This is a genomic window from Asanoa sp. NPDC049573, from assembly GCF_040676615.1.
GTDB lineage: Bacteria > Actinomycetota > Actinomycetes > Mycobacteriales > Micromonosporaceae > Asanoa.
In genome coordinates this window covers 87,958-103,584 of the sequence record NZ_JBFAPI010000003.1, presented here as the reverse complement: position 1 = coordinate 103,584, position 15,627 = coordinate 87,958, and the positions used below count along the sequence as shown (strand labels likewise).

General features: G+C 68.9%; 10 protein-coding genes and 19 tRNA genes. 4 read left to right on the top strand and 25 right to left on the bottom strand.

Features of this window, described 5'->3' with window-relative positions; all coding sequences use genetic code 11:
- The first annotated feature begins 66 nt into the window (after window positions 1–66).
- Window positions 67–139: transfer RNA gene (locus AB0J74_RS07370), tRNA-Arg, on the top strand.
- A 650-nt stretch (window positions 140–789) separates the two neighbouring features.
- On the opposite strand, the gene AB0J74_RS07365 is transcribed toward AB0J74_RS07370, so the two are convergent.
- The 22 genes from AB0J74_RS07365 to AB0J74_RS07260 all read right to left on the bottom strand — a co-directional run bounded on the left by AB0J74_RS07365 (window position 790) and on the right by AB0J74_RS07260 (window position 10,484).
- Window positions 790–862, bottom strand: a tRNA-Arg gene (locus AB0J74_RS07365).
- 9 nt (window positions 863–871) lie between these two features.
- Window positions 872–955: transfer RNA gene (locus AB0J74_RS07360), tRNA-Tyr, on the bottom strand.
- Window position 956: 1 nt separating this feature from the next.
- Window positions 957–1,031: transfer RNA gene (locus tag AB0J74_RS07355), tRNA-His, on the bottom strand.
- Window positions 1,032–1,054: 23 nt separating this feature from the next.
- Window positions 1,055–1,126, bottom strand: a tRNA-Val gene (locus AB0J74_RS07350).
- 133 nt (window positions 1,127–1,259) lie between these two features.
- A tRNA-Asn gene (locus AB0J74_RS07345) sits at window positions 1,260–1,331 on the bottom strand.
- A 5-nt stretch (window positions 1,332–1,336) separates the two neighbouring features.
- Window positions 1,337–1,411, bottom strand: a tRNA-Glu gene (locus AB0J74_RS07340).
- Window positions 1,412–1,418: 7 nt separating this feature from the next.
- A tRNA-Val gene (locus AB0J74_RS07335) sits at window positions 1,419–1,490 on the bottom strand.
- Window positions 1,491–1,571: 81 nt separating this feature from the next.
- Window positions 1,572–1,649 (bottom strand) — tRNA-Lys (locus AB0J74_RS07330).
- Window position 1,650: 1 nt separating this feature from the next.
- Window positions 1,651–1,741, bottom strand: a tRNA-Ser gene (locus tag AB0J74_RS07325).
- A 5-nt stretch (window positions 1,742–1,746) separates the two neighbouring features.
- Window positions 1,747–1,820 (bottom strand) — tRNA-Pro (locus AB0J74_RS07320).
- A gap of 35 nt (window positions 1,821–1,855) precedes the next feature.
- Window positions 1,856–1,928: transfer RNA gene (locus tag AB0J74_RS07315), tRNA-Arg, on the bottom strand.
- A gap of 80 nt (window positions 1,929–2,008) precedes the next feature.
- Window positions 2,009–2,096 (bottom strand) — tRNA-Ser (locus tag AB0J74_RS07310).
- A 60-nt stretch (window positions 2,097–2,156) separates the two neighbouring features.
- A tRNA-Pro gene (locus AB0J74_RS07305) sits at window positions 2,157–2,253 on the bottom strand.
- A 16-nt stretch (window positions 2,254–2,269) separates the two neighbouring features.
- Window positions 2,270–2,342, bottom strand: a tRNA-Thr gene (locus AB0J74_RS07300).
- Window positions 2,343–2,442: 100 nt separating this feature from the next.
- Window positions 2,443–2,516: transfer RNA gene (locus AB0J74_RS07295), tRNA-Gln, on the bottom strand.
- 35 nt (window positions 2,517–2,551) lie between these two features.
- Window positions 2,552–2,992, bottom strand: a complete 441-nt coding sequence (locus AB0J74_RS07290; protein ID WP_363445661.1) for an HNH endonuclease — start codon at window positions 2,990–2,992, stop codon at window positions 2,552–2,554.
- A gap of 93 nt (window positions 2,993–3,085) precedes the next feature.
- Window positions 3,086–3,158, bottom strand: a tRNA-Gly gene (locus AB0J74_RS07285).
- A gap of 14 nt (window positions 3,159–3,172) precedes the next feature.
- Window positions 3,173–3,245: transfer RNA gene (locus AB0J74_RS07280), tRNA-Glu, on the bottom strand.
- A 280-nt stretch (window positions 3,246–3,525) separates the two neighbouring features.
- Window positions 3,526–3,598 (bottom strand) — tRNA-Trp (locus AB0J74_RS07275).
- A gap of 592 nt (window positions 3,599–4,190) precedes the next feature.
- Window positions 4,191–5,651: a radical SAM protein gene (locus tag AB0J74_RS07270; RefSeq protein WP_363445660.1), complete on the bottom strand. Its 1,461-nt coding sequence runs from the start codon at window positions 5,649–5,651 to the stop codon at window positions 4,191–4,193.
- Between the two features lie 46 nt (window positions 5,652–5,697).
- Complete coding sequence (locus AB0J74_RS07265; protein ID WP_363445658.1) at window positions 5,698–8,616, bottom strand: AAA family ATPase; 2,919 nt, start codon at window positions 8,614–8,616, stop codon at window positions 5,698–5,700.
- Window positions 8,613–10,484, bottom strand: a complete 1,872-nt coding sequence (locus AB0J74_RS07260) for a TIR domain-containing protein (RefSeq protein WP_363445656.1) — start codon at window positions 10,482–10,484, stop codon at window positions 8,613–8,615. Before AB0J74_RS07260 ends, AB0J74_RS07265 begins: the two co-directional genes overlap by 4 nt.
- Before the next feature lie 277 nt (window positions 10,485–10,761).
- Between AB0J74_RS07260 and AB0J74_RS07255 the strand changes: the two genes are divergently transcribed.
- Together AB0J74_RS07255 and AB0J74_RS07250 are read left to right on the top strand one after the other, a co-directional pair.
- The gene (locus AB0J74_RS07255) at window positions 10,762–10,977 is read left to right on the top strand and encodes a hypothetical protein (protein ID WP_363445654.1); all 216 of its coding nucleotides are present in this window, start codon (window positions 10,762–10,764) and stop codon (window positions 10,975–10,977) included.
- Window positions 10,978–11,010: 33 nt separating this feature from the next.
- On the top strand, window positions 11,011–11,463 hold the full coding sequence (locus AB0J74_RS07250) for a MarR family transcriptional regulator (RefSeq protein ID WP_363445652.1): 453 nt from the start codon (window positions 11,011–11,013) through the stop codon (window positions 11,461–11,463).
- Here the strand turns inward: AB0J74_RS07250 and AB0J74_RS07245 are convergent.
- Both AB0J74_RS07245 and AB0J74_RS07240 read right to left on the bottom strand, forming a co-directional pair.
- Entirely contained in the window at window positions 11,460–11,801 is a 342-nt protein-coding gene (locus tag AB0J74_RS07245; protein ID WP_363445650.1) for a DUF488 family protein, read from the bottom strand. The two genes, AB0J74_RS07250 and AB0J74_RS07245, sit on opposite strands and share 4 nt — an antisense overlap.
- Before the next feature lie 137 nt (window positions 11,802–11,938).
- On the bottom strand, window positions 11,939–12,265 hold the full coding sequence (locus tag AB0J74_RS07240; protein ID WP_363445648.1) for a hypothetical protein: 327 nt from the start codon (window positions 12,263–12,265) through the stop codon (window positions 11,939–11,941).
- Here AB0J74_RS07240 and AB0J74_RS07235 point away from each other — a divergent pair.
- Entirely contained in the window at window positions 12,255–13,535 is a 1,281-nt protein-coding gene (locus AB0J74_RS07235) for a hypothetical protein (protein WP_363445646.1), read from the top strand. The genes AB0J74_RS07240 and AB0J74_RS07235 overlap by 11 nt on opposite strands.
- Window positions 13,536–13,611: 76 nt before the next feature.
- On the opposite strand, the gene AB0J74_RS07230 is transcribed toward AB0J74_RS07235, so the two are convergent.
- Window positions 13,612–15,621, bottom strand: coding sequence for a glycosyl hydrolase family 28-related protein (locus AB0J74_RS07230; protein ID WP_363445644.1), 2,010 nt, complete (start codon window positions 15,619–15,621; stop codon window positions 13,612–13,614).
- Window positions 15,622–15,627: the final 6 nt, after the last annotated feature.

Here is a 15,627-nt window from a genome sequence, read left to right as displayed (position 1 = left end):
AGAAATCATGGCAGTCGCCGCCTGCCGACTCGTGGGAACGCCCAAGTCGGTACACTCTTCACTCGCGCCCTCGTAGCTCAGGGGATAGAGCATCGGTTTCCTAAACCGTGTGTCGCAGGTTCGAATCCTGCCGGGGGCACAGCTTCCTACTCGCCGGGCGAGCAGGAAGCTGTGCATATTCGTCCCTGGGGCCCGAGCCCCCACCCCACGCCGGGCGCTCCCGGACCCCGGCCAGCGCGGTGCCGTGTCGGCGACGTGCTCGGGCAACCACCAACCGGAGCCCTCACTCGGCGACCGGGCATGACCGTCTCGCCGGACACGAGACAGGTCAGGTTGGCAATGCGGTCGCAGGTTCGACCGAGCAGTGCGCGACCTGCGACGGAGATCGCGGCGGGGCGCCCTGGTTAGGTACCCACCTGCCCCGCCGGCGAGCGATGCACAGCGTGGCGCCCGCCACCAGGGCCACGTTGACGACAGCCCGGGGTCACTCGAACGGCGGCCCGCGCAGGGCAGCAGGTTGATCGAGGTGGTGATGGCGGCGAGTACGAGCCCGCCCATTCCGAACAGTCCCGGCGCGGTCCGCGGGACGGCGGTCGTGGCAGAGCGAAGATCGGGCCGCCTGTGGCGGATTCGCCTTTTGCCGTGAGGTCTCGCCCGCGATGGCTTCCCGTGCGCAGGCTCCACAGTGGATGGCACCTCGAAACCCGCCGGGGGATCGAACCCCGTGCGTGCGAGGATCCGGTTTTCCGGACCGGCCGCCGCACCCAGCGACGCGGGCGGGTCATGGCGTGCCCTCGACAGGATTCGAACCTGCGACCTCGCCGTCCGGAGCGGCGCGCTCTTTCCCCTGAGCTACGAGGGCATGTGTGCGTGGGAGTGGAGGGATTCGAACCCCCTGAGCACGAAGGCAACCGGGTTACAGCCGGCCCCACCTCACCGTCGGTGGCGCACTCCCTTGGGGTGACTGGTCGGTGTCGATCCGACTTCCTCCCGGGTCACAGCCGGGCGCTCTGCCGTTGAGCTACAGCCACCATGCTCGCGAGGTTCCGCGATGTACCCGGGAACGGTTTCGAACCGCTGACCCCCGCCGTGTGAAGACGGTGCTCTTCCGCTGAGCTACCCGGGCAGATGCCGCAACGCTGCGGCCGTGGTGCGTGAGTCCTCGGTGGCGCTGGGCTTGGATGTCGGTGCTCAATCGCAGCCCGAACGGGCCGTTGACCGGCGCGATGACCTCGGCGTCGACCTGGACCTCGCCATCGCTCCCCCGGCTGGTGTCGAACCAACTACCTTGCCCTTAACAGGGGCCCGCTCTGCCGTTGAGCTACGGGGGAAAGAGCAGCGCGGACGCGACTCGAACCCGCAGGTGTCCCGGGTGAAAGCCGGGCGACTCTTCCAATTCGTCCACCGCGCCATGCGCGTGTCCCGGGAGGGTGTCGAACCCCCGACCTCGGCGCTGTCGACGCCGCGCTCTCCCGCTGAGCTACCAGGACTTGGGAGCGGGACCGGGATTCGAACCCGGCGGAGCGGGCCTGGAAGGCCACGCTGTGCGTCCGGCACGCGCCGCGTCACGCTGGTGTCCCGTGGCGGATTCGAACCGCCGACGCGCAGATTAAGAGTCTGCCGCTCTGACCAGGCTGAGCTAACGGGACCTGGCGGTGAGGAGGAGGGTCGAACTCCTACGGGTGTTACCCCCAACGGTTTTCGGGACCGCGGCCGGCGCCGGCTGTCGGCTGGCCTCACCATGCGTCGGGCTGGCGGGATTTGAACCCACGACCTCTCGGTCCCGAACCGAGCGCGCTACCAAACTGCGCCACAACCCGCGGTGGAGCCGACGGCGACCGTCTGCTCCCCGGAGTGCCCCGGGCAGGAATCGAACCTGCGACCCCCTGATTCGTAATCAGGTGCGCTATCCGCTGCGCCACCGGGGCATGCGTCTCGTCGAGTGGGGTCGAACCACTGGCCTCGGAGTAATCAGCTCCGCGCTCTAACCGACCGAGCTACGACGAGTTGGCGGAGAGTGCCGGAGTCGAACCGGCCGACGAGTCACCCCGCCCACGGGTTAGCAACCCGCTTGCCTCACCGATGGCGGACTCTCCTCTGTAAGCACACGGCCTCCTCGCCGGCCGCTGCTGCGGCCGACTTCATCGCGCGATGCGTGGAGATGGCCGGGATCGAACCGGCGATGAGGAGTCGAACCTCCACCCCTTGCGGGGCCCGGTTCCGAGCCGGGCGTGTATGCCATTCCGCCACCACCGCATGCTGACCGTTGAGCCAGCGGGCGGCCTCGAACCGCCTACCTCCGGGTTACGAATCCGGTGCACCACCTGTCGTGCTGCGCTGGCATGGAGCCGGCGCCGGACTCGAACCGGCGCGCTTCGCCGTACACGGCGCTGGTGCCCTCGGCGCGACACGCGCACCGGACGGCCACTGCGAGGGCTCGTGCTGGGGACGGAGGACTCGAACCTCCAACCTCCGGAGCCAGAATCCGGCGTGCTGCCAAGTTGCACCAGTCCCCATCGGTGCGGCCGGCGGACAGGGCCGGCCGCACCTGTCAGCGCCGGGCGAGCGACGCCCACGACGGGGTCGCCGGCTCGAACCGCAGGACCATCCCGGCCTCGGCCGGGGTGCGGTCACCCTTGCGCTGATTGCAGCCGTCGCACGCGGCGACGGTGTTGGTCCAGAGGTTGCGGCCGCCGCGGGAACGAGGCAGCACGTGGTCGACGGTCGAGGCGTGGCCGCCGCAGTACGCGCAGACCCGGCCGTCGCGGACGAGGACGCCCTGCCGCGACCAGGCCGGCCCGGCGCTGTAGCGCCACTTCGTGACCACGTAGCGGACGAGCCGCACAACGGTCGGGACCGGGTAGACACCGATCAACCGGTCCGGGGTTGCTTCGTGGACCTCGGCTACCCGCCGGACGAGCATCCGCACGGCGTGCCGCAAACTGACCCGGTGGAGCGGGCCGAGGTCGGCGTTGATGACCAGGACGTCCACCGGATCCTCCTTTCGTTTTTCTCGATGTCGCAGACATCGCGACACCGGCCGGCGGTTGGCTAGATTGACAGAACATCTGTCAACGATGTGGCGAGCGGTAGCGCGGACTCGAACCGCGCGCCTGCTGATTGGAAGTCAGCCGCTCTACCTGATGAGCTACTACCGCATGACGTTGCTACGTCGGCCGTGCGGGATTTGAACCCGCGTTCTCTGGATTGAGAGTCCAGCGAGATGACCACTACTCCAACGGCCGTCAGTCTTCTCCGCACCGGGACGGTCTCGGTGGAGCAGGCGGGACTCGAACCCGTTCGAGCTGGCGTCCGCGGCGGAGCGGTGCGGGTCGGCTCCGACCGTGCGGCGCGCCCTGTAGGACGTGCCGCCGGCCGGTTTCCGGCCCGCTGGTATGTCCCCGGGCAGGGCCGGGCCCGCGCGCCGAAGCGACACGGGGCCAGCCGGCCCGGGAATTACATGCCATCCACTGTGGAGTTCTCAAATCACGATCCCACTCCGGGCCGATAGGTCCGGTAGGAAAGCAGGGGCGACAGGGTTTGAACCTGCGACCTTCGGTTTTGGAGACCGCTGCGCCACCAATTGCGCCACGCCCCTAAGCGTGTTGTGCATTCAGTTGGATGCGTTGTGGGAAAACAGAAACGCCGCTCAGTCCCGGTTCGGGAGGGGCGGCGTGAGCGCTTCGTGTGCGCTTACCTTCGCCGCCGTCCCGCGTGGTTCGGCTTCTCGCTGGCGGTCAGATCGACGGATCGCCCGGCATAGGGCATACCCGCGAAGCCGCACGGCGTGCGCCGCTGCGGTTCCGAAATGGGCTGCCACAACATGTCCGGGTCTCCTTGCTCGGTTTCGAACGTCTGCAACCAAGGTAGGTGCGGCGTCCACCGGGAGCAACACTATTTCCGAAAAGGCTTCAGGAACCGGCCCGACGGCGCCGCACGGGACGGTCCGCGCGTCACAATCGCGCGATCACCACGCGGCGTTCGTGGTTGGCAACGCGATCGGCGACGACGCCGCCGACGTCACCGAGGGCTGACCGGCCATACCCCGGCCGGCGACCGCCCATTCGCCACGAGCAGGACGCCCTCTCCGCCCGAGGTGCCCGACCGGCGATCGCCGTCGACGAGCTCACCGCGTCGAGCCGGGCCAGTTCACCTCGGAAGTACTTCGACGGCGGGACGTAGCGCCCTGGCTACGAACCCACCTGTTCGCCGGCGTATTTGAGGAGGCGGAGTCCTTCCAAACGGAGGGCGGCGGGGTAGATGGCCTTGTAGATGTTGCAATTCGGGGATTTGACGTCGTAGCGGCCCGTGGCACGGAAGGTCGCCACGGCGCAGCCGCCGCTGCACCAGTAGCGCCAGGTGCACGTGCGGCAGCCTTCCTTCTCGTCAACCGCCAGGTTGAGCACGGTGCGCTGGTCGCTTCGCACCAGGCGCAGGGGGTCGTCGGTGAAGACGTCGCCCAACGTTCTTTCGATCTCCATGTGGCACTTGGCCACGCCGCCGCGTTGGTCGATCACCACGTAGTCCTGGCCTACGCCGCACGAGCGCTCGCGGGGCTGCACCAACTGGCCCCGGTCGAGGATCGCGCCCAGCACGCTCCACGGCGGCAGGAACTCCTCGACCACCTCGAACGCCTTCAGCAGGGCGGAGATCATGCCCTGCTCCTCGTACCGCAGGTCGGTGAAGCTGGCCGCGCAGTCGTTGTCGCGGAAGAAGTTGAGGCTGAACGTCAGGTCGCGCTCCAGCGCGAACCGCACCGCGGCCGGCAGGTCGTCGGCGTTGCGGTTGGTCACCGTGATCGACAGGTGGGGGCGGTGGCCACGCGAGACCAACCGGTCGATGGTTCGCTCGACGTGGTGGAACGACGGCTTGCCGCTGACGAACGGGCGTTGCGCGTCGTGGCTGTCGCCGACCCCGTCGAGCGAGACCATGATCCGCACGCCGGCGCCGGTCAGCTCGTCGACAAATGGGTCCGGCAGCCGCACCCCGTTGGAGAGCAGGGTCGCGTGCAGCTCCAAACCAAGGTCAAGGGCGCGTTCCCGGACGTACGCGTGCAGCACGCGTACCAGATGATGGTTGAGGCTCGCCTCCCCACCCGCATATTTGAGCTTGACGGCCCGGAAGCCGTTGTCGACGGCGGACCGCAGGATCGCGTCGACAGACGCGTAGCCCACCTCGTCTTCCATCTTCTCGGCCGTCTTGTCCACATAGCAGTACGGGCAGCGCAGGTTGCAGGCGTTGGTCACGTGTAGCCAGGCGGTGAGCATCGTGCCCGTCCCGAAGCTCGGCCGCACCGGCGTGGAGACCGGGTGAATCAGCTCGAGCGCGGCGAGCTTACGCACCGCGTCATCAGCGGAATCCACGATGGAAGGTGAAGCCAGCGAGGCGACCAGCTGGCTCGCCGGCTCGTTGACGACCACGACACCGCCGCGCCCGAGCGGGTTGAACAGCAGCCGGCGGCCGGCATCCAGCGGCAGGTCGACCAACTCGGCCGCCCGCACCCACGGGCCGGTGTCGAAGCTGGGCACCGGACCCGCCTCGGCCAACGCCTCGGTCACCGCGCAGGCACAGTCTTCGCAGTTGTGCACCATAAGCCGCTGGCCGTCGTGCAGATCGGCGCTCGACAACACGACAGCCCGTTCGTAACCCATGGAATGAGACCCTTTCGAATGACTGGCCCGCGCGCACCTTCGCGGCTCAGTAAAGCTGCTCCAGGCAGGCCATCAGGGGAGTCGACGACTGCCACGCCGACCGCAGCCGCTCTTCCCACGCCTCCTGGCGATCGTCGGGAAGCTTGGTGAAGAGCTCCGCGAAGGTGCGGAACTCGGCATTGACGGCGGCGGCGCCGTGCGAGGCCGCGTAGCCCTCGGCGACGTCGAGGAAACCTCTGGCGTAGTGGGCGAGGATCTCGTCCGGCGGGTTGGGGTCGGCCGTGCCGAGGGCGTCGCGCAGCCCCAGATGGCCCTGCACGAGCCGCCAGCGACCGTGCAGGTCCGGGAAGTCGTAGTCGTCGACCGCCGTGGCGATGTCGGCCGCGCGGGCGGTGATCCGGTCGCGATATTCGCGCTCGCCGGTCATCGCCCAGACCCGGTAGCACAGCTCGACGTATTCGATGAGGTTGGCGAGCCAGAACCAACCGTCGGAGAACCGGAGCGCCTCTTCGATCCCCTTGCTCAGGAAGTCGAGGCCGCGATCGGGCTCGACCCGCCCGAAGATGCGGCCCGCGCGGTTGAGCGCCGACGGGTAGCCCCGGGTGTTCCACTCGTGGCAGATGTCGAGGGCGTAGGTGATCCGTTCCTCCGCGGCGCTCTGCGCGTCGCGATCGGGCAGCAACGCCACCCCGGCCTGGGCCGCCTGCAGGAGGCAGATCGCCTGCTCCTGGTAGACCAGGCCGAGCCAGGGCCAGTCGCGGATGCCCTCGAAGATGCGCTGCGCGGTCTGGTAGGCCGTCCAGGCCTGCTCGAACTGCTGGTTGAAGCGCAGCAACTCGCCGCGCACGCTCCACGAGGTGGCCTCTCCCTGCCGCAACTCGAGCCGCCGGCGCACGGCGATGGCGCTGTCGACCAGGCTCAGACCCTCGCGATAGTTGCCGCGCAGGCCTTTCACGTACGCCCAGTTGGTCTGGATCGATGCCATCTCTTCGCGGTCTTCGGCGGGGCTGCGCCGCGACATCCCCTGCGACAGCGCGCTGTGTGCCTCTTGGTAGGCCTGGTCGGCCAACTCCCACAGGCCCTCGTTGCGCAGGTAGTAGCCCATTTCCTTGTGGGCCTCGGCGACCAGCTTCTCGCGGTCGTCGGTGACCAGCGCCCGCGCGGTCTCCAGGGCGGCGTCGAAGTGCTGCTTGCCCTCGCGGACCCGGCCCGGAATCCGCATGACGGCGTTGCCGATCAGGATGCTGCGCCGGTAGGCCGGCACCGGCTGGGCCGGCGTGATCGGCAGGCCTTCGAGGAGGCTGGCCGCGCGGTCGGGCTGCTCGTTCTCGATGAGGTGGGCCGCGATGCTCAGGCCGATGTCGATGTGCAGCCCCGGCTCGGTGCCCAGCCAGCGGTGGAAGTCTTCCATCACTTCGCCTTCCGCCTCGCCGGTGGTGACCAGGCGGGCGGTGGCGGGGAGGAAGCGCTGCATCTCCACCGCGATGAGGTTCTCGAAGAGCAGGTCGTGCTCGCGCCGGGCGTTCTCGAAGTAGGCCAGGAACTGGCGGGCGCCCGGCTCGAAGTCGGAGAGCAGCTGGAAGTAGAGGCCGGCCGCCTTGAGCTGGTCGAGTTCGCGTTTCTCGGCGCTGAGCCGGCCGACGGTGGCGATGAAGTCCTGTGCCATTCGCCGCCCGGCCTCGTCGTCGCCGGCCGATCGGGCGGCCTCGCCGTCGAGGGCGGCGACCTGCCGGCGCAACTCCCGCTCGGGGCCGTCGGTGAGCCGGGCGTAGATGTCGACGGCTCGTTTCCACAGCGACCGGCGCCACTGCTGGTCCTGGTCGTGCAGGGGAAGCAGGCGCCGGGTGAGCTCGTCGGCGAGCGCGTCGTGCAGCGTCGCGTAGCGCTCGTTGGCCCGCGGGCGGATCCAGGGCGTTCGCAGCAGCTGCTCCCACGCCTCCGGCCAGGTGGGCGCGTCAGGCGGAAGCGCGCAGTCGGCCATCAACTCCTGCCACGCCGAGAGGTTGACGCTCTTGCGGACGACCGCCAGCCGCTTGATCGCCTCATGCCAGAAGTCGGTCTCCCGATAAGGGGTCACCAAGCGCCGCTTGTACGCGTCTTCGAGCGCCCGCCCGGCGGTGGTCGGCTCGCCCTGGGCCGGCAGCATCTCCTGGATGTCGGCCAACGGCTGCGCGGCCTCCTCCGGAATGCCCTTGACCAGCAGATAGTCGACGGTCAGGGCGAGCCACAGCGGATGTCCCCGGGTCAGGTGGATCAGCTTGGTCTTCTCGTCGGCGGACAGGGCCGCCGCGACCGCGCTGGCGTCGAGATAGCCCAGGGCGGCAGCGGGGCCGAACTCGCCCAGCTCGACGGTGGTCAGCTCGATCGACTGGTGCGGGTCTTCGAGCTCGCGCCGGATGGGGTCGATGCTGTCGGCGCTGGTCAGCGGGCGCCCCGAGAGGACGAACAGGGTGCCTGGCAACGACTTCATCCACTGGGTGAGGGTCAGCAGCAGGTCCATGCCGCGGATGACCTCGACGGTGTCGAGCGTGACGACCACCGGCCGGCCGGTGGCCTCGACGAACGACCGGTAGCAGTCGACGAACACCTTCTTGATCCGGCCGAGGTGGCTGACCAGCAGCTCCTGGTCGATGCTCGGGCCCGGGTAGTGCGGGAACTGGGACAGGTACTCGTGGTAGCGGCCGAAGTGCGTGCCGGCCGGGTCGATCTGCTCGACGACCCGCTGCTCCAGATTGGACAGCAGCCAGTATTGCGAGTCGTCGACGTCGATCGGCTCGAGCCAGATGGCCGGGTCGTCGGGCCGGCGCTCGTGCGCGAGGCGGCGGACCAGCCGGGTCTTGCCGACGCCGCCGGGACCGTAGAGCAGCACCGCGCGGCTGCGCCGGTCGGCGCCGACCCGGGCGGCTTCCTGCCGGATCAGGTCTTCTTCGGCCCGGGCGATGTAGTCGGGGAAGCCGTCGCTCATCGGCCGACCCCGGGGTTGATGATGCCGATCAGCCGGTCGAACAGCTCGGACTCGCCGCCGATGGCCGCGTGCAACTCGGTGTCGTTCTCGGCCAGCCGCATGGCGAACGACCTCAGCTCCCAGGCGTTGTCGGAAGACTGGAACGCGTCGTAGAGCGCGCGCATCGACTCGGGCAGCTGCTGTGCCATCGACGCGGGGTCTTCGAGCTGGAGCAGGACCGCCTCGTGCCACAGGCATTCCATCGCGCCGCGAACCTGGTCGCTGTTGTTCACCTTCTCCGTCCAGATGGTGACGAACTGGTAAGACAGGCGACGGGCGGCCAGCCGGGCCTCGTCGGTCGAGTAGAAGTAGCGGAAGAGCAGCCGACGGATGGGTGCGTAGACCTCGTGCCACGGTTCGCTCTGCAGCTGGAGCAGGAGCGCGGTGCGGCTGAGGGCGCGCCACAGCGTCTCCAGCTCGAGCCCCGCTTCGCTGGCCACCCGGCGCAGCTCGGGGTCGGACGCGAGGTGGTATTGCACGTGCGACATGGTGATGAGCCGGTAGGGAACCAGGTTGCGCAACGCGGTCTCCAGCGCCACCCGGGTCTCGTGCAGGTGGTCGCCGCCCTGCGGGAACAGGCTTTCCTCCGACAACAGCTCGGAGCGGATGTAGGGCTCCGCCAGCTCCTGGAACAGTTCCTGCGTGTCGAGCCGCTCCAACTCGATCCACTGCTCCTGCTGGATCCACCGCAACGCCCGGTCGAGCAGCGCCGGCAGCCCTTCGCTCAGGCGGTGCACCCGCCTGGCGTGCGCGCTGATCACCGACGACGGCACGTTGGTGCGGTTCATCCGCCGGGCCAGATCGGCCAGAGCCTGGTGGACGATCTCGAGCCGGAACGGGGTCAACCGGAGGGACTCGAGCCGGGGCTCGGACTCGAGGCCGGGCCAGCCGTCGTCGCGGCGGCTCGCGACCACGATGCCCAGCCGGACCCGTGAGTCGCCGGCTTCCTGCACGCGCTGGTAGACGGCGCGCATGCAGCGGCGCAGCGCCTTGATCGCCGGCAGGTCGAGCAGTTCGGCGCTGTCGAGCAGGCAGAGGAAGGGCCGCCCGCTGGCGAGGATCCGCTGTGCGCTGGCCCGGATCGCGTCCGGCTCGCTGAGATCCGGGCGGTCCAGGCCGAAGAGGCGGGCGAGGAGCCGCGGCACGTCGTGCCGGATCGAGGACGGTTCTTCGCGGATGTCGATCAGCTGGGTGCCCCAGCCGTTGCCGTCCTCGTCGTTGGCGAGGCTGGTGCTCAACCGGCTGAGCAACCAGGACTTGCCGAGTGCGGGCGGCGCGGTGATCAGCCAGAAGTGGATGCCGCCGGGGTTGTTGAGCGCCCGTTCGAGGTCCAGGAGTTCGGTCTCGCGGTTGCGGAACAGCGGCGGGCGGACGCTGGAGACGGGCGGGCTGGGGGTGCCACCGGGTGTGGTGCCGTCGCCCCGCACCTGTCTCACGACGGTCTCCAGGCTGCTGCTGATCGCCGCGTCATTGGTCGCGTCCTGCCAGTCATAGTCGCGCAGGAACCCGACGGTGCCGCGGTCGGTCCTGGCCACCGTCAGGACGTGCACGAACTGACTATGGCTGTCGACGCTCTGGCGATCGGACTCGATGTGGATGGCCAACCGGCGCTCGCGTTGACACCAGGGCGACGCCGCGTAGGCGGGCGAGACGAGCGCGAGGAAGCCGCGGGCGGCGCTGATCGCCTCTTCCATCCGCTCGACGATCCGGCCGCCCCGCTGCTTGTTGTCCAGCCAGTCGTAGACACTCAAGCCACGTGCGGTCAACTGCTTGCTGATCTTGTTGGCGACCTCTTGATCTTCCTTGGCATAGCTGAGGAAGAGATCCATCGTTCCCTACACGTTTCTCGCGCCGGTCCCGTCGGTTGTCTTCCTTTATCCCGAACCGGCGGCCGCTCCGGAACAGCCGACCGGTCCTCACATTTCTGCCGGTCGGATGTATTGTCAGGGCAATCTAGACAGCTCGTTGTCCACTGTGCAAGGCGCCGGTCCGCGCCGTCGATGCAGGGTGATCGTTCGGAGTCGGCCGCATGCTGCCCCGATCGATTGCATACTGCTATGGTTGCGCCGACGAATCTGTTTCGCGTCCGGTGGTGGAGGTGACGCTGTGCTGCGCGTGGTGAGCCCGGGTGACGGCACGGCGCTGCTGTCCTGCGACACCTGCGGTGCCGAATTCGCCCCGCCCGGTCCCGCTGACCAGCGGATGACCTGGCTCGCCGCCCGCCGGATCGGCTGGGTCGAGCTGCGCGTCGGCGGCATCGTCTGGCAGCGGTGCCCGCGCTGTGCCCGGCGGGGCGAGCCCGTCGCGTCCGCCGCCCGATAACGCATGGTGCCGCCGGCCCGCGAGCAGGCCGCCGTGGAAGCGCTGATGGTGGCCAGCCGGGCATTCGTCGGCCTGGCCGCCCGCTCGCTGGCCGACCTCGACGCCGACGTGACGCTGCCGCAGTTCCGCACGCTCGTCGTGCTGGCCAGCCGCGGCCCGCAACGTTCCGTCGACATTTCCAACGAGCTCGGGGTTGCCGCATCGACCGGTCAACGGATGTGTGACCGGCTGGTGCGCAAGGGACTCGTCCACCGGGACCGGTCGACCAGCGACCGGCGGGTGGTCACGGTGCGGTTGAGCGCGACCGGCCGGGACCTGGTGGAGCAGGTCATCACCCGCCGGCGGGCCGAGCTGTCGCGGATCGTGGCCGCCACACCCAAGCTCTGGCAGCCCCGGGTCACCGAGGCACTGACCGCGTTCGCGCTGGCGGCCGGCGAGGTGCCGGAACAGGAATGGTGGCTCGGCTGGGCCGCCGGCGCGGGCTAGGCGAGCAGTTTCGCGAGCACGGCCGCGTGGCTGTGGTCGACGTCGCGGGTCGCGGTGAGCACCGTCAGCTCGCCTTCACGGCGGATCGCCTTGAGCCGGTCGAGCGAGTCGTTGTGTTTGAGCTCCACCAGATAGCGCCGGCGGAACTCGTCGAACTTGTCGGGCTGGTGCCCGTACCAGGTGCGCAGCTCTGCGGACGGTGCGATGTCTTTGAGCCACTCGTCGAAATGAGCCTCGTCTTTGCGAAGGCCGCGTGGCCAGAGCCGGTCGACCAGCACGCGGGTGCCATCGGCTGGGGTTGGGTCTTCGTACACGCGACGCAGTCGTACGCCTGCCATGCGCACCAATTGTACGAGCGTTCTCCGGTACGTTTGGCCTCTTACGCACACGCGCGGTGAGCGCGAGACTACACGGACTGACCTTTCTGCTCCCCTGCCCTGCCCCCGAGCCTGCCTCACCGTTCGGCGCCTCACCGCTAACTGGCCGTTGCGGTGTTGTTTCGCGGATTGGCGTCCGCGTAAGTGCCGTAGCCCGTCGCCGAGTCCTTGACGGTGAGCTGGCGACGGCACCGGTTGCGCTTTGCCTGCACCGAGAACGCGAAACTGGGTTCGACACATGCCCTGCCGCAGCGGATGACGCCGTCGAGAACCGGGACGCGCGCCTGCGAGGCCCGCACGAGCGGGCTTCCGTCACGGATTTCGCTCGCACCACATTGGCCGGTCGCGACGATCGCGCGCCACGCCGCACGGGCGGGCCCTGCGCATGCGGCCATCCGGCAATCCGTTCGGCCGATGATCAACACGGTTCGGCCGATTGGTGACGTCCGGCCATCGGCGGCCGAGCCGGTCGGCGCGGTCGGCACCTACACGCCGGTCACACCGCGCCGGATCCTCGACACCCGCAGCGGCCTCGGCGCGCCCAAGCGGATCGTCGGCCCTGGCGGCATCGTCCACCTCCAGGTGGGCGGCCGCGGCGGCGTGCCCGCGACGGGTGTCTCGGCCGTCATCCTCAACCTGACGGTCACCGGCACCCAGGGCAACGGCTACCTGACCGCCTACCCCGACGGGGTCACGCGGCCGATCGCGTCGTCGATCAACTTCACCAAGGGTGCGACGCGGGCCAACTCGGTCACCGTCGCCGTCGGCGCCAACGGATACGTCAACATCTACCAGAACAGCCTCGGCGCGCACATCCTCGCGGATGTGGCCGGCTACTACAGCGTCGACGAGGCGGCCCCGATCGGCAGCACCTACTTCCCCCAGGACCCGTTCCGGCTCGGCGACACGCGCCAGGACCCGGAAGGCGCGGTGCCCGGCGGTGGCTGGATCCGCTACGCGATCACCTTCGGCAACGCGGCGGATGACGCCTCGGTCACCGCGATCGCGATGAACGTGACAGCGATCAACCCGGTCAACGGTGGCTACCTCACGACCTGGAACGGCGTCGGCGACCCGCCGGTCGGCGTTTCCGCGGTCAACTACGCCAAGGGCGGGATCACGCCCAACAGCGCGACCGTGCCGACCGCGATATGCGAATTCTGCACCGGCGGCACCGGCTACGAACCGATGTTCGGCGTCTACACCAACACCACCACGCACTGGATCGTCGACGTGTTCGGTGTCTACGCCAAGGACGAGAACGGCCTGAAGTTCAGGCCGGTCACTCCGCAGCGGATCCTCGACACCCGTCAGACCACGGCGATGCGCTCGGGCGTGCGGGTCGTCGACTCGCCGGCCTCGGTGACGCCGGAGACCTACGCGCTCTCGCTCAACGTCGCGGGCGTCACCCCGACGGCCAACACCTACCTGACGGTGTGGCCCAACGACGGCAGCGATCGGCCGGCGGTGAGCACGCTCAACCCGTACAAGGGCCAGACAGTGGCCAACGGCACCATCGCGGGGTTGGGCGACAACCAGCAGTTCCAGATCTACAACAACTCCGGGGTCATCAACGTGGTCGCCGACATGGGGGGTGTCTTCGAGTACTTCCCGCCGGTCGCGCAGGGAGCACGCGTCGCGCCAAGCGGTCCCGACCTGCGCCGGCAGGCTCGAACGGCCGCTAGCAACCGCTGACGGCCTGATCGACAAAAGCCCCGCCCGGGTTCGCCCGGGCGGGGCTTTTTCGATGCCGCTCGCCTTTTGCGCTACGTCACCACTGCGTCGGCGCCGGGGGCACCACGACCGGTGGGCGGTCATCGCAGGTGATGGTGTTGGGGAGTTCCCATGCGGCCATCCACGGGCCGGTGGTGCCGCCGCCGTCGTTGCCACCCAGGTCCGTCACCGCGAACTCGGAGCCGGTGGGTGGGAAGTTGAACGAGCCGCAGTTGTTGATGCCGACCGCGCCCACATTGCGGGCGTCTACGTTTTCGAACGTGGCACCGCCCTTGACCCGGGCGCTGAGCACGGAGGTGCCGGTGCCGTCGACGCGGATGTCCTTGAAGTGCAGGTTGGTGATCGAGTAGAGGTCCTTCACGGGGAAGTCGCTCACCAGCATGATCGCGTTGTAGGTGTTGTCGAGGTAGTGGTCGCCGGTCACCCTGATGTCGGCGTCGATGTTCTTCTCCAACGCGTAGATCCAGATGGCGCCGAGCCCGATGTTCCAGTTGAGCTCGTAGGTGCCGGCCCGCACCACCGTGTTGTCGGTGATCGACAGCTTGCCGGTGAAGGCGACCGCGCCGAACCGTGACCCGACCTGGATGCCGCTGCCTTCCCGGATGGGGTCGGCGATCAGGTTCGCGGAGACGGTGTTGTCCTCACCGCCGTAGATGGCGATGCCGTTGGCCAGCGTCGGCGTCTGCACCGTGTTGTGGTCGAACGTGTTGCGCGCGTCGGCCGTCTGCTCCGACCACATCGCGAGGCCGTCGTCGCCCGTATTGCGGATGAAGTTGTTGCGGACGACCGAGTTGGTCACTCCGATGTGGAAGTTGAGCGCGTCGGCGATCTGGTCGACGACGATGGCGTCGGTCACCTTCGTGTTGTTCATGGGGCCGTCGAACCAGAGCCCGACCTTGGTGTGCCGGATGTGCAACCCGGAGATGGTCGAGTCGCTCATCGCGCCGCCGATGCCGTTGACCTGGTCGGTGTCGATGCGCTCACGCACATCGCCCTCGATCGAGAAACCCGACAGGTGTACGTTGCGGCTGCCGCCGTCGGCCGCGTCCTTGCCGTAGAAACCGACTCCGGTGTGGACAGAGCCGTCCGGTGCGGGCGGGTCGAGGGCGACCTCCTTGCCCTTGATCTTCGTGTACCAGTTGCCGGCGCCCTCGATCGTCACGTTGTCGACGATGATGTGCCGGTTGACCTGGTAGGTGCCCGGCGGCACATACACCTTGAGCCGGGCCAGCCGGGCCAGCGCGATCGCCTTCTCAAAGGCGCCCGCCGAGTCACGCTTGCCGGTCGGGTCGGCGCCGAACAGCAGCACGTTGGACGCGAGCAGGTTGACGTGTGGCGCGCCGACCAACTCGGAGTCGAGCAGGTCGATCACGGTCCACGCGGCAGCCGTGCCCTTCGGCGCGGTCAGCCGGATCTTGGCGCCGGCCGGGTAGGTGCGGCCGAGCGCCAACCGCTCCTCGTCGTAGAACTTCATCGGCCGGAACGGCTTGGTGATCACCGGGGTCGGCGTGGTGGCCGCCGGCACGCAGGCGCACTCGGTGATCCACCAGTCCGGGTGCAGCAGGTCGGCCTGCGGGTCGTTGGTGAACGGGTACTGGTTGTAGAGCCACGCGTACTCGGACGTGAGGGTCATGGTCTTCGACCCGCCCCCGTTGACCTTCACGTTCAACGGCGCGCGGATCCCGCCACCGCCGGGCGCGTCCGGGATGCTGTAGCGCACGGTGATGGCGTTCGCTGCGGCCGGCAGCGTGAACTCGACGTACTGGCCGGGTTGGAGCCGCACCGCCGCGCGGCCCGACGCCTCCGCGGGCAGCGTGTAAGCGGTCCGGTCCGGCCCGATCCTGGTGCCGTTGGTGACGGCGTTCTCCGCTTCCTGCTCGAGGAAGTTGACGTTGGCGCCCCGGCCGGCGACCAGCGCCGGGTCGAGCGCGGCCCGGGTGACCACCGGCGCCGCACCGGCGCTGGCGGGGCCCGCGATGCCGACGACGCCGAGGCCCACAGCGGCGACGGTCGCGACGGCCAGCAAACGAGGTGGTGTCCGTGACATCAAGGA